This is a genomic window from Rothia sp. P5764 (assembly GCF_048512965.1).
Taxonomy (GTDB): Bacteria; Actinomycetota; Actinomycetes; order Actinomycetales; family Micrococcaceae; genus Rothia.
The window spans coordinates 134,547-148,160 of sequence record NZ_JBLXXQ010000005.1 but is presented as its reverse complement, the minus strand read 5'-3'; the positions used below and the strand labels follow the sequence as shown (position 1 = coordinate 148,160).

Here is a 13,614-nt window from a genome sequence, read left to right as displayed (position 1 = left end):
CTTAGTCCTGGGAATTTGCTGCCACGGCGGCATCCGCTTCGGCAAAGGCATCTTCAAAGCCGGTGTGAACGCGCTTAACCACGCCAAAGTAAACCATGGTCAGGATGAAGAAATAGGTAACACCGATGCTTGCAGGTGCTGCGTTTCCGGTGCGGGCAAAGAGGGCCGCCCAGATGGCGAGCAGGAGCAAGATACCGGCCCCGGCAGTGACCCTGCCGCCCCACATGCGGAAGGCTGAGGAGTTACCCTCAACGCCCTTGAAGGCAATGTAGGCCAGAAGAATCAGTACCCATACGGTCAGGGCGCAGACCATGGTCAGCGTCATCATCAGGCCAAAGGCCTGCCCCGGCTGGAAGACCGCAAGCAGGATTGCCAGGAGCACCCCGGAGGTTGAGGCCCACATGGCGGGAACGGGAATACCCTGGGCGCTCACTCTGGCCAGCTGGCGGGGCGCCATCTTTTCAGTGGCCAGTGAGTGAAGCAGGCGGGTGCCCGCGTAGAGGTTGGCGTTAGCGGCAGAGAGCGCGGCCACTAGAATCACGAAGTTAGTGATACTGGCAATTGCGGGTACCCCGATTTCGGAGAAGACCAGCACAAAGGGTGAGGCTTCTACCGAACCGTCCAGTTGGGCCGCTGATTGCCAGGGAATAATCGATACCACGATAAAAAGTGAGATCACATAGATGGTGGAAAGCCGCCAGATATTGGCCTTGGTGGAGGCCCGCACCGAGCGAACCGGGTCTTTGGCCTCTGCCGCGGAGATAGAGAGCATCTCGATGCCGCCGAAAGAGAACATCACAACTGCCAGGGACAGCCATATACCGTGGAAGCCAGTAGGCATAAACCCGCCGTCATTGGTCAGGTTAGCTATACCAGTTGCGGGGTGGTTAGGGGCGCCGACAAAGATGAGGGCTAGACCTATCAGGACGAAGAGGAGCAGGGCAATGACCTTGATGGAGGAGAGGAAAAACTCCATGGTGCCAAAGTAGCGCACGCTGCGCACATTCAGGGCGATAATGACCAGCCCGAAGAAGGCGACCCCCGCCCACAGGGGCAGGGCAGGCCACCAGTACTGGAGGTAGGTGCCCACAGCGACCAGCTCAATACCGGTAATGACGGCGGTAACCGTCCAGTAGGCCCAACGGGTTAGGTAGCCCGCGTAAGAGCCCAGGTAGCGCCCAGCAATGGAGCCGAAGCCGCCACGCACGGGGTAACGCACCGCCATTTCACCGGTGGCGGCGGCGATAATGGCGGCCACCAGTGAGCCGATGGCGTAGGCCAGGATAACGGCGGGCCCGGCCAGGCTGATAGCTCCACTGGATCCCAGAAAAAGACCGGTGCCCAGGGCAGAGCCCAGCACAATCATGGTCATTTGGTGGTGAGTTAGTGAACGTTTGAGGTTGTGTGTCTTACCCGCGTCGGCTTGCTGTGCCACAGTAAATGGACCTATCCCTGTTAGAGCTTGTGTGTCTATTGATGTGATTCTACGGCAGAACGCTGGTTCTAGCTCCCAACCTGGGGTCGGGGCTAGAACCAGCGTCCTCATATCTTATGTGACTATGGAGGGAACTAGGGGCGTTTCTCGGTCACCGGTAGCTGGGTAGTAACGGCCCGTGCATCCTCAAAGGCATCGTCTGAGGAGCGGACGTTCTTCTTGACCCCGGCAAAGTAGGTGAGGGTGACAAGGGCGAAGAAGGAGAGGCCCACCAGGACGGAGGTCAACATGGATTTATCGACAAAGAACATGGCGATGAAGGTGGCGACGATGCCGGTGAGTCCCAGGGCTGCGGTGGCGGCCCCACCAAAGACCTGGAAGGGGGCTGGGTCTTTTTCGCTCTTCTTATAGGCAATGTAGGAGAGCAAGATCATAGACCATACAACGAGAACACTGACAGTCACCAGGGCCATCATGTAACCGAAGATGTTACCGACACCGGAAATCGCCATAATCATAGCTACCACGGCCCCAGCGGATGAGGCTGTGAGGGCTAGAACGGGGCTGCCCTGGCCGCTGGTTCGGGCTAGAACTCGTGGGGCCATGCCTTCGTGCCCCAGGGAGTGCAGTAACCGGGTGGCAGCGTAGAGGGCTGCATTAGCACCAGAAAGCGCTGCGGTGAGCAGGATGAAGTTGGTGATACCACCAACATAGGGGATACCTAGTTCGCTAAAGACGGTTACAAAGGGGGAGCCCTCAATTTCTTTGCCGAGCTCAGATGCGTTCCGCCAGGGGATGATTGCCACGATCACCAGGAGGGAGAGCACGTAGAAAGTGGCTAGTCGCCACATCATGGCCTTAGCTGATGAGCGGACTGAGCGGACCGGGTCTTTGGCTTCTGCCGCGGAGATGGAGATCAGTTCAATACCGCCGAAGGAGAACATGACTATGGCCAGGGCTAGCCAGATGGAGGCCGGGCCGTTGGGGATGAAGCCGCCATCATTGGTCAGGTTGGCGGTGCCTACGGCCTCTTGGCCTGGCAGTCCAAAGAAGACCAGGGCTAGGCCAAAGATGATGAAGAGGATCACGGCAGTGACTTTGATGGAGGAGAGGAAGAATTCCACGACACCAAAGGATTTGACGCTGGTCAGGTTGAGGGCAAAGATAGCGCCACCGGCGATGAGCACCCAGATCCAGAGGGGGGCTTGGGGGTACCAGTAGGCCATGTATTTGCCTACGGCAACGACTTCCGCGCCGGCCAGGGTGACGGTGGTCATCCAGTAGGCCCAGCGGGTTAGGTAGCCGGCGTAGGGGCCCAGGAATTTACCGGCGATGGTACCGAAGCCACCGCGCACGGGGTAACGCACCGCCATTTCTCCGGCGCAGGCGCCGATGATAGCGGCTATGAGCGAGCCGATAGCGTAGGAGATGATGACGGCGGGCCCAGCGATAGCTATGGCTGGGCCGGAGCCTAGAAAGAGGCCTGTACCTACGGCCAGGCCCAGGGCGATCATGGTCAGTTGGCCGTGTGAGAGTGAGCGGCTGAGTTGGCCGTTTGAGGCTTGGTCTGCGTGAGAATGTGCCACGGTTATCCCTCCCCTTCTTGTCAGTATGTGGTGTATGTAATGAACCGCAAGTTTACACAGGTTTCCCCTGCAAAAACGTGCCTTACTGAAAGACCATTATGCAATGAGATGCAGCTCACCCTCTTGGTTGTTAGTGCAAGCTCTTGGGCGATGAGAACCGAGTGACTAGCGATGTAATTATATTGAGCATCTACAGAAGTAGAGGTTATTAGCCGACCAGACAGACTGGACAGCAACTATTGAAAGTTAAGCAACCTGTAACTCTTATCAGAACAACCAACACAGTTACTCACATATGAAATACCCCTTCCTGATGAATGCACACCCCCATTGAAAAAATTATTGAATCGATATCATCAATAATTCTTGCCGCGTACAGGGCGAATCAGTACGTTAAGAACTAAATAATCCTTTTGATCCCCAAGTTCATCCAAAGACGGTTGACCAAGCCACTCAAAGGAGTACCCCGTGAAATTCACATACCATAAACAACTTTTTGCAACTTTTACTGCTTTACCATGGGTTTCACGCCTGCCTCTTGCCCGGGCTTCCCCGCCCTCCCATTTTCGACTCTCTAATATCACCAGAACAACTTCTAGTGTCATTGTAGAAAGTATTGGCCACGATACCGATTGGCGTTATAAATCCGCTATTTGGTGGTTAAAAGCGGGGAGCACCACCTCCAGCTCAAATAGGCAAGAACGCACTCTCTACCAGCAAAATGTGGCGTTTCCCTGCAAGAATAAAAACAGCACAGTGTGGGCTGGTACTACCGCAGGGACAATCGTGCATCAGGGAAAGACCTACTATGCACGTCTACACCCACCTACGATAACCCTTAATTGCGGAGTCTAAGCATGTTTAGACTGCTGAAGCAGCTAGTCAGAATGGTGGCCTGTGAGGATGGAAAACCACCACCGATTCTGCCCCTTTTTGGCAGGGGCCCTTTTCAAGGGGCAGACGCGAGCGTCCAACTGGTCTTTATTGGGGACTTCACTTCTAACTACAATCCGATCGTGGGAGTTGTTGCCGATGAAGCCACTGCCCTAAAGCTATTTCACCGCCACCCAGAACATAAGATTTCCTGGGAAAAAATTGCTGTTTCGGATGCAATCGAGATGCCTGCTCCAGACTCCCCTCTGTGGGTACTCATTCAGGGTGGCCCATTTAGCCCCACAGCATATTCCAACCCTTCACCGGTCGCCGCCTATGCAGATAGGGGCAGAGCTATCGAGGAAATAGCCCGCAGAAAAGAGTTATACGGGGAGGAACTTCTGCTCTGCTGCCTCCCCCTGGGCACCATTGATTTAACAGCGCCAGACTGGTCTTATACCGGGTCTTAGAGTACCCCTAAGCCTGCACCCCGTAGGTGGGCTCGTGACGCTTGAACCAGGCAATGACCGGGTAGGTGACAGGGAGCAGGACGAACTCAATAGCGCACTTGTAGATGTAGCCGACCACCACGTAGTTCATAAAGTCGCCAAAACTTGTAATTCCAATAATGGGTGCCGCAATAGCACAGAAAATGAGGGTATCTGCCAGTTCGCCAACCAGGGTGGAACCCATGAGCCGGCCCCAGAGGTGCCTACCGCCGGTTGCCGCTTTGAGCTTGACCAGCACCCAGGAGTTAAGGGTCTGCCCCACCAGGAAGCCCAGCAGGGAACCGGCCAGAATCTGAGGAACAGGCCCCAGCACACTTTCAAGAGCGCTCTGATTCTCGTAGAAATCTGCAACCGGTAGCGCAATGAGGATCCAGAAGGAGGCCGCAGCTACAGCGGCAGCCACAAAACTGGTAACGATGGCGCGGCGGGCCAGCCTGAAGCCGTAAACCTCACTGATGACATCACCCAGCACATAGGCCAGGGGAAAAAGGAAGAAGCCGCCGTCGGTAATGATGGGACCAAAGGTCACACCCTTGGTTGCCCCAATGTTGGAGAGGATAAAGACCACGCAGGTTGCCGCCAGGAGCAGGTCGTAGTAGGTGCGGGTTGGGCGGGCGTAGCCGGTATCGCCGGGTGCGGGTGTAGACACAGTTTTCCCCTGGATTATCTTGAGTTGAGTTCGAGTGTGCCCACCTGCCACCTGGGCCATCAGTATTTTACACTAAAGGTGGTGGCACCCGCCCTGCATGAGGCTGCTGAGAGTGAGCCTGCGAGCCTAGCTCACCCCGGTGCCCTGACCCGGTCTTTTTTTGGGGGGCATCCTGTGGGGTGGAGGTTGAGGTCATGGCCGCCTGTTTTCTGACGTTTTTGAGCCGCCGGTCGCCCCTGATAGGTTTTGGTGACATTTTAGAGTAAGGTGTCAGTATGCCCAGAATTTCAGCCGCAACGAATGCCGCCCAGCGCGAGAACACTAAACGCGCCATCCTCGACTCCTTCGGCCGCCTGCTCTATGAGCGGGGCCTGCCAGGGCTCACCATGACCCATGTTGCTAAGAACGCAGGTATTGGGCGCACGGCTGTCTATAACTATTTTGCCGATATGGGTGAGCTTCTGATCGCCTATGCCCTCGATGAGACCGAGCGTTTCTTAACTGACTTGCGTGAGGCTCTTGCTGGCTTTGAGAACCCCATCGACCAGCTTGCCGTCTATGTGCGACTGCAGATTGAAGACCTTTCCCGGCGGCACATGCCCCCGGGGCCAGCCATGCGATCGGTACTTTCTCCTGACGCTTTCGCTAAGCTAGGTGCCCATGTGCGCGAATTGCAGATGGTGCTTGCCGGTATCCTCTCGAGCGCTATTGAGCGTGGCTACCTGCCGGATAACGATATTCAGGAGCTGGCTCAGCTTGTTCATGGGTCGCTGTCCTCTACGGCTGACCGTACTGAGGACGCGGCCAGCAACGATGCCCGCGAGCGCCATATTGAGCATACGATTCGTTTTATTCAGCTGGGCTTGGGTGCTCGTTTTGATGAGCTGGGGCGGCCTATCCGTTTGGACGGCTCCCCCGATGTGCATCTGGTAGAGGCTTCCTAAAAATTTTCTCTGGGTAGGGGTCACCTCCTCTTATGGGAGGTGGCCCTTTTGTCTGCGCTCATGTTTGCTGGTGCGCTACAGCCAGGGCGCAAGTAACCGGGTTCACGGCCTGACTTAAACCCGCAGTTGGGGTGCCTGCTAGCTGGCTCGGGGCTGGCCTTTAAGGGGTGCTAGCGGGGCACCCCCCCAACTGGGCCCTGCTCTAAACCCGCCCCGCCCGCAGGGAATGATTAGCTGTCAGCATTAGCCAGTAGCCCCGGTGCGAACCCGTCAAGATCCAGGACGCGGGCGTACATGACCGCGCGGCGTTGGAGCGCCGTACGCAGGGCACGGTGTACGCCGTCTTCCAGATAAAGCTCACCCTGGTAGCGCACTACATGGGGGAAGAGATCACCATAGAAGGTGGAGTCTTCGGCCAGAAGGGTTTCGAGGTTGAGGTTCTTTTGGGTGGTGATGAGGCGGTCGAGGCGCACCTGGGAGGGCGCTATAGAGCCCCAGCTGCGCTGGGTGAGGCCGTGGTCGGGGTAGGGGCGGGTATCGCCGACGCCTTTGAAAATCATGAACCTATTCTAAGCGTCCTGACCGCTGCTACCGGCGCACTCGTCCACTCTAGGGTGGGCGCTAGGTATTAGGATTCCCAGATACCGCGTTTGGCAGACCAGTTAATTGTTTTTCCGCCGCTGAACTTGACGCTCACGACCCCGTTGACAGCCGGGCCCTCATTCTCGAGTGGGAAGCCGTACCCGGTGGTGTAGCCATTGTGGAGCCAGTGATAGTAGATGGCACCTGTGGAGTTGAGGCTGTGAGCCCCGGTTTGGGGTGACCAGAAGATTGCGGTTTCCGTGCCCTTGCGGTGGCGGAAGTAGGTGACGGCTCCGCCGGGCAGGGCGAGTTCGTCGGTGGCGGGGAACCCGTAGCTGTCGATGTGTCCCTTTGCTACCCAGAGCGCGAAGATTGCCCCCCTGTGGTTGAGGGCGTGGGAGCCGGTGTAGGGGGACCAGTAGGTTGCTGTGTAGGTGTTGCCGTTACGGAAGTAGAGTTTGGCGCCGTCACCGAAGGCAGTTTCGTCGATAGTGGGAAAGCCGTACCCGTAGACGTGACCTGATTCGACCCATTTGTAGTAGAGCCCGCCTCTGTGGTTCATGCTGTGGGCCCCTGTTTGGGGTGACCAGAAGACGGCGGTGTAGGAGTTACCGTTGCGGAAGTGTTGTTTTGCACCGTGGCCGATGGGTTCTTCGTCGATAGTGGGGTAGCCGTAGCCCCATTCGTAGTGGGCCTGGCGGAAGCGCGCGCCGATGGCTCCTGGCCAGAAAATGGTGTGGGCGCCGGTAGCTTCGGTCCAGTAGATAGCGCGGCTGCGGGCGAAGTTTTGGACGGCTCCACCGAGCCTGGTGGGGAATTCGTTGCCGGTGGGTTTTCCGTAGACTGCTTGGCCACCGGTGGCGTAGTAGTGGGCGCCAATAGCGCCGATGAGGCTGTAGCCGCTCCCGGCGGCTTCTACTGCGGCTGCGGTGTTGAGGAAGGGGTAGCCCTTGATCCAGCCGCCGTTCTTGGTTCTGAGGATTGACCGGATCTGTTGGATGGTCAGTGAGGGGTTGCGCTCTTTCATGAGGGCGATGGTTCCGCTGACGTGGGGTGCGGCCATGGAGGTTCCGCTCAGGTAGCCGTAGGAGGGGTCACCTGGGTCGGTGGGGCCGCTGTTGTAGGTGGAGATAACGCTCCCGTTTGAGGCACCGCCGGGGGCAAGGATGTCGAGGCGGTGGCCCCAGTTGGAGTAGCCGGCCATGATTTTGCCTTTGCCGGTTGCGCCCACGACGATGCCGCCTGAGCAGTTAGCCGGGGTTGCCCCTGCTGCATTGATTGCGCTGTTGCCGGCTGAGATGACGATGGGGACCTGGCGGGCGGCGGCGCGGTTGATAGCGTCTTGGAGGATCTGGGGGCAGGTACCCATGTTGATGGCTTCGGAGAAGTTCACGACGTCTGCGGGGGTGGGGTTAGGCGGTGCGCCCTTGACCGGCACACCCGCGCTCCACATGAGCCCGGCGGCGTAGTCGGAGATGTAGCTGCGTCCGTATTGGCCCATGACTCTGGTGTGCTGGATTTTGGCGTCGGGGGCTACACCGGCTACGCCTATGCCGTTGCTGGTTTTTGCGGCGGCGATTCCGGCGACGTGGATTCCGTGCCAGAGGGAGTAAGAGCCGGGGTACCAGTCGCCGGGGTCGGTGGGGTCCGGGTCCCAGCCGTCACCGTCTTTTGAATAGTCCCGGCTGACGAAGTCGTAGCCGGGGATTTCTTGCGGGGTGAGGTCGGGGTGGTAGCGGGTGCCTTCATCGGCTATGCCGATGATAATCCCCTTGCCTGTCGCCAGGTTCCAGGCCACCGGTACCTTGGCTTCGCGCATATTCCATTGTTGGTCCCAGTAAGGGTCTCTGGGTGGGTTGCCGGGGTGGGCGGCGGCTATGTTTTTGACGCGCAGGTCGGGTTCGGCGGAAAGGACGTCGGGGCGACTTTCGAGTTCTTGGATCAGTGCTTTTTGTTCGTGGGTGTCCAGGTCGTGGCTGAGGTGGATAACGGCTGTACCGTCAATAATCTCGCGGGTATTTTCTGCCTGGAGAGTGTCTGCCAACGGGCTTTGTTCGACTTCTTCGCGGGCGATGGCTTGCTGTTGGGTGGGTGCGACGTGCGGTGTGAAACGGACGATGATTTGATCGGTGGTTTCTTCGACCCTTGATTCTTGCAGGACGCTTCGCTCGGCGTGCTCACCGCCGGTCAGGGTGGGGTCACCGGGCAGGTAGCTGGCTGTTTCGTTGGGGGGTGTGGGCTCGGCCTGCGCGGGCAGTGCGGGGGTGAGCGAAAAGAGTAAGACGAGGGGCAGGAGGCACCGCTTGTGGTGGCGCTCAGCCCGGCGGGTGAGGGGGAACATGGGGGTCCTGTCACGAGAATGTGTATTCGGTAATTTGAATTGTATCGGTCGCGCTACTATCCCCCGCTGGAGGTCTATATCGAAACTTACTTAAGGTCACTAAGACCCTATGAAGATATGCGGCCTTCTCCCCTTGCCGGTCGCTTCCAAGCTCACGGCAGAAAAACAACTATGACATCATCATGACGTTCTCTTACCAGCGAATTTTCGCTGGGTCTCTTCTCGGGGCGTACTCCCTTTGAAAAAGCATTCTTCCCTGGGCTCATGCTCCTCCAGGTGGCAGTCAGCATGGTCACCTTTGAGGGGTGGATGAGCGGCGCAGGCCGGGGTCAGCATTTTGGGTGTGCATGTTTTGGGCAGATAAAAAGCCGGTCTCATCAAGTGGGCGATGAGACCGGCTAGCGGAGGATGGGGGATTTGAACCCCCGAGGGCGTGAACCCAACACGCGTTCCAGGCGTGCGCCATAGGCCGCTAGGCGAATCCTCCAGGTGTCTTGCTTTAGCTACAGCGAACCGTAGCTTCACGAAAGCGAACAGATACGAGCATACCCCACACAACCCACTAACGCAACACGGGCACCTCTTACCGGGGGGCTAAGGCCAGCAGAGAGCGCTTTGCCATCTACCCCGCAGGTGCGCTACAGTAGATGAAGCCCCTTACGTGGCGTTATCTTGGAGAACTCCCCCAGGGCCGGAAGGCAGCAAGGGTATCTGGGCTCTGACGGGTGCGTAGGGGGTCTTTTTATGCCCAAAAACTGGCAGTCAACCCCTTATGCTCAGCGTACACAGTTCTTAGAATGTCAGCCACCCCTACTAGACTGTTAAAAACAGTTCCCCCGCTGGTTCTGTATCTGCCCGGACCTGCACGGTTGGGCTCAGCTGTTAGCACTCGAATGAAGGTTTAATGTGAGCACTGCCCTCTACCGCCGTTACCGCCCGGAGTCCTTTGCCGACGTCATCGGGCAAGAGCATGTGACCCTACCTCTCATGACTGCCCTCGAAAAGAACCGGGTCAATCACGCCTACCTGTTCTCGGGGCCGCGCGGGTGCGGTAAGACTACCTCAGCCCGTATTCTTGCCCGCTGCCTCAACTGCGCACAGGGGCCAACACCCACTCCCTGCGGGGAATGTCAATCGTGCCGCGATCTTTCCCGTGACGGTGGCGGGTCACTCGATGTGATCGAGATGGACGCGGCCAGCCACGGCGGTGTAGACCACGCCCGAGACCTGCGCGAGAGAGCCACTTTCGCCCCGGTGCGTGACCGCTACAAGATTTTTATTATCGATGAAGCCCACATGGTGACCAGGGAAGGCTTTAATGCCCTCCTAAAGATTGTGGAAGAGCCACCGGCTCACATTAAGTTTATTTTTGCGACCACCGAACCTAACAAGGTGCTAGGCACTATCCGCTCCCGCACCCACCACTACCCTTTCCGGCTGGTACCACCCCAAATTCTGGGCCAATACCTGAGTAAGCTCTGCTCAGAAGAGGGCGTGCAGGTAGCTGAAGGGGTCATCCCGCTCGTAGTGCGTGCCGGTGGTGGCTCGGTGCGCGACTCGCTCTCCATTCTGGACCAGCTCATGGCCGGTGCCTCTAGTGAGCAGGGCATTACCTACGATTTGGCCGTTGCCCTCCTTGGCTTTACCCACGGTGAGCTACTTGATGAGGTTGTAGACGCTTTCGCTGGCGGTGAGGCCGCCCAGGTTTTTGCATCGGTGGATCGGGTAATTCAGACCGGTCAGGACCCCCGCCGTTTTGTGGAGGACCTACTTGAGCGCTTCCGCGACCTGATTATTGTCAAAGCTGTTCCCGACACCGCCGGTTCCATTCTGCGCGGCCTTGCAGCTGACCAGCTAGAACGCATGAGAGCGCAGGCCAAGAAGCTTGGCTCTGCCGAACTTTCGCGCGCCGCAGACCTTACCAACGAGGCCCTGAACGAGATGGGCGGGGCGATGAACCCCCAACTCCACTTAGAACTGCTCTGCGCCCGTATCCTGCTCACCTCGGGCGACCAGAGCCTTGGTGCTCTAGCGGCCCGCCTGGAACGCTTGGAAGGCAAAATAGCTTCTGGCCCGCAGGCTACACCCACCCAGGGGGCAGCGGGTAGGCAGGGTACTCAAACAGGGCAGTCGTTAAAGCACCCGATGCCCGCTGCCTCAGGCCCCACAGCGCAAGAGCAGGGTTCCGGCCCGTCCGCGAGCGCTCCGGCTACCCAGAGCTCTTCTGCTACCGAGCAGGCACCTAAACCCCTAGCAAGTGCGCCCTTTGCCGGCGCTCCCCTAGCTGGTAAGCCACTAGCTGCCCCTCCCCTGAGGGCCCCGGCACAGCCCCCGGTCGGGGTTCCGGCACAGGCCCAGCCTGCAGCCCAAGCGAGCGCACCGGCCCCCGCTACGCCGGCCCCCACCAAGGCTCCCCTAGCAGCGGCAACCACCGGTGAAAACACGGTCAACCTGGTACTCAATTCCTGGTCCGATATTCTTAGCCAGGTGCCCTCCTCTCTGGCCCGTGCCCAGTTTGCCCAATGCCAGCCGGTGCGTTTTGAAAACGGTTCCCTCTTCCTGCTAGCTGAGCTACCCGTGCTTAAGTCCGTCAAGGACTACCTACCTCAGCTCCAGCAGGCACTTCTCAACGTGCTGGGCTTACAGGTTCAGTTGCGTGGTGAAATCAAGCGTCCGGGCGGAGGGTCAGCACCACCCACCAAGCCCACACCCAGCGGCCCGGTTCCTCATCAGCCCTCCCCGGAGCCGTCACAGGATCCGACCTCACAAGCAATGCCGCTGCCACCAGAAAATACAGAGCGCCCCGGTCTTCCTGCCCAGGGGCAGAACCAGGGGCTAGCTTCCCCACCACCGGTTGAGCTAGCTCAGGGACCCCGCGGTGGCGACCAGGCCTGGGAGGCCCACGGCCAGCCGCTCTCAGACCAGCCCCCCTCATGGAGTCCCGATGATTGGAGCGCCCCGGTCACCTCCTGGAACGTGGCGGCAATTCCCAGCGAAGACCAGCAGGTTCCCGCCCAAGAAGAAGCCGCAGGCTCTGCGGAAACCCCCCACAGCCCCCACCTGCGCGTCATCGAAGGTGATGCTGATCCCGTAGAAATCGCTAAGGCTCAGCACCCCTCCCAGGGCGCACATGAACGCAACGCCTTTGCGGTAGCGCCCCAAAGGCAGGAAGACCCTGAGGTTGCGCCCACCCCCGAGCAGGAACCGGAAGACCCGGACGAGCCCTCCACTGGCTTTGCCCCTGCGAGACCGGCAGTAGCACCGCTGGCTCCACAGGCAACAGCCCAGGCAACGGTCCAGCACCAAGAGCAGACACCCGCTCCTGCCGAGCAAGGCCAGCATCAGACACAAGAACGCAAGCTGTCTTTCCGGGAACGTCACGCAGCACAAATAGCCGCAGGTAAGCAGGCCCTTACTCAGTCCCAGCAGCAAGCCCCGGTAGAAGAAGCAGAAGACTTCACCCCCAGCGACGACGATGCCGCCCTCGAATCTGCCGTCCTCATTGGGCAGAAGGCTGTTGAAAAAATACTGGGTGGAAAAGTTATTGACGAACAGCCCCTGCACCAGGGCTAGCAAGGAGTTTTTGTGTACGAAAGTGCCGTCCAGAACCTAATTGATGAGCTTGGCCGGCTACCCGGAGTGGGCCCCAAATCGGCCCAGCGCATTGCCTTCTACATCTTGAACTCCGATGCCAGTGAGATGGCTAAACTGACCGATGCTATCGCCCGAGTTAAGAAGACCGTGAGCTTCTGTCAAATCTGCGGGAACGTCTCGGAAACCAAGCTGTGCGCTATCTGCCGGGACGAACAGCGTGACCCCGCGATCCTCTGCGTTGTCGAGGAGTCCAAGGACGTGGTCGCGGTGGAACGCACCCGCTCCTTTACCGGCCGCTACCATGTGCTGGGCGGTTCTATTAACCCTATGGCCGGTATTGGCCCTGAGCAGTTGCGAATCCGTGAGCTGGTGGCCCGCCTTTCCGATGAGCGTATTAGCGAGCTGATTCTGGCTATGGACCCCAATCTTGAGGGTGAGGCCACGGCAACCTACCTATCCCGCCTGCTGGTGCCTATCGGCATTAGGGTTTCGCGGTTGGCCTCCGGCCTGCCGGTGGGTGGCGACCTTGAGTACGCCGATGAGATTACTCTGGGTCGTGCTTTGGAGGGGCGCCGCATTATCAGTGAGGGCAACCGGGCTGAGACCGCCAACCCTGCCGAGGACTTCCAGGCCGCTCTTGAGGCTGAAGCCCAGCAGGCACAAGCTACCCCGCAAACTAAGGCTCCCCGTGCCCGCTGGTCGGGATCAATGTTTGAAGACCTTGATGCAGAGAAGACCAGCGCACCGGAGCAGGCTCAGGAGCCAGCCCATGCGCCCGCTCAGCCCGGCGCAGAAGCACCGGTCCAAGCCCAGCAGGGGGATTTGAACGAGGTTCTGCTCAGCCAGGAGGTTGCGGCTATCCCCGGTGACCTCTCGCCAGAAGAGCGAGCCGAATGTCTAGCAGCAGCTGCCTTTGAGGCTGAAGCCGGCCAGCCTGATGAGGGCCTGACTGAAGAACGCCAGGAGGCCTACCAATCCAAGCTCGAAGAGCTCAAGAAAACTCCCCTGCGTACAGTAGCGCCCAAGGTTCCTCCGATTCCCGGTAAAACCTACGTTAACCCCTGGGTCTAAGCGAATCATTACGGGCTTTATGTCATACGG

At 58.8% G+C, this 13,614-nt stretch carries 9 protein-coding genes, 1 tRNA gene and 1 other RNA gene; 5 read left to right on the top strand and 6 right to left on the bottom strand.

Annotated elements, in window-relative coordinates; translation table 11 throughout:
* Nucleotide 1: 1 nt before the first annotated feature.
* A complete protein-coding gene (locus tag ACN08Y_RS08520; RefSeq protein WP_419100440.1) occupies nt 2-1,372 on the bottom strand; it encodes an amino acid permease in 1,371 nt (456 codons plus the stop codon).
* Between the two features lie 197 nt (nt 1,373-1,569).
* The gene (locus ACN08Y_RS08515; RefSeq protein ID WP_419112432.1) at nt 1,570-3,027 is read right to left on the bottom strand and encodes an amino acid permease; all 1,458 of its coding nucleotides are present in this window, start codon (nt 3,025-3,027) and stop codon (nt 1,570-1,572) included.
* 851 nt (nt 3,028-3,878) lie between these two features.
* Between ACN08Y_RS08515 and ACN08Y_RS08510 the strand changes: the two genes are divergently transcribed.
* Complete coding sequence (locus tag ACN08Y_RS08510; RefSeq protein ID WP_419112410.1) at nt 3,879-4,364, top strand: hypothetical protein; 486 nt, start codon at nt 3,879-3,881, stop codon at nt 4,362-4,364.
* Nucleotides 4,365-4,371: 7 nt separating this feature from the next.
* Here the strand turns inward: ACN08Y_RS08510 and ACN08Y_RS08505 are convergent, their stop codons facing one another.
* Nucleotides 4,372-5,052 (bottom strand): queuosine precursor transporter, encoded by a 681-nt coding sequence (locus ACN08Y_RS08505; RefSeq protein ID WP_419100387.1) that lies wholly within the window; start codon nt 5,050-5,052, stop codon nt 4,372-4,374.
* Nucleotides 5,053-5,327: 275 nt separating this feature from the next.
* On the opposite strand from ACN08Y_RS08505, the gene ACN08Y_RS08500 reads away from it, so the two are divergent.
* Nucleotides 5,328-5,996 carry a TetR/AcrR family transcriptional regulator gene (locus tag ACN08Y_RS08500; RefSeq protein ID WP_419105468.1) on the top strand — a complete coding sequence of 223 codons (669 nt, stop codon included), beginning with the start codon at nt 5,328-5,330 and terminating at the stop codon, nt 5,994-5,996.
* Nucleotides 5,997-6,226: 230 nt separating this feature from the next.
* Here the strand turns inward: ACN08Y_RS08500 and ACN08Y_RS08495 are convergent, their stop codons facing one another.
* The 3 genes from ACN08Y_RS08495 to ACN08Y_RS08485 form a co-directional block, all read right to left on the bottom strand.
* On the bottom strand, nt 6,227-6,556 hold the full coding sequence (locus ACN08Y_RS08495; protein WP_419100385.1) for a type II toxin-antitoxin system VapB family antitoxin: 330 nt from the start codon (nt 6,554-6,556) through the stop codon (nt 6,227-6,229).
* Between the two features lie 68 nt (nt 6,557-6,624).
* Complete coding sequence (locus tag ACN08Y_RS08490) at nt 6,625-8,919, bottom strand: S8 family serine peptidase (RefSeq protein ID WP_419112409.1); 2,295 nt, start codon at nt 8,917-8,919, stop codon at nt 6,625-6,627.
* Nucleotides 8,920-9,321: 402 nt separating this feature from the next.
* Nucleotides 9,322-9,406 (bottom strand) — tRNA-Ser (locus ACN08Y_RS08485).
* 161 nt (nt 9,407-9,567) lie between these two features.
* Between ACN08Y_RS08485 and ffs the strand changes: the two genes are divergently transcribed.
* From ffs to recR, 3 genes are all read left to right on the top strand, one after another.
* Nucleotides 9,568-9,664: signal recognition particle sRNA small type (ffs, locus tag ACN08Y_RS08480), an RNA gene on the top strand.
* A 161-nt stretch (nt 9,665-9,825) separates the two neighbouring features.
* Nucleotides 9,826-12,492 (top strand): DNA polymerase III subunit gamma and tau, encoded by a 2,667-nt coding sequence (locus ACN08Y_RS08475; protein ID WP_419112408.1) that lies wholly within the window; start codon nt 9,826-9,828, stop codon nt 12,490-12,492.
* A 12-nt stretch (nt 12,493-12,504) separates the two neighbouring features.
* The gene (gene recR / locus ACN08Y_RS08470) at nt 12,505-13,584 is read left to right on the top strand and encodes a recombination mediator RecR (RefSeq protein WP_419112407.1); all 1,080 of its coding nucleotides are present in this window, start codon (nt 12,505-12,507) and stop codon (nt 13,582-13,584) included.
* The last annotated feature ends 30 nt before the right edge of the window (nt 13,585-13,614 follow it).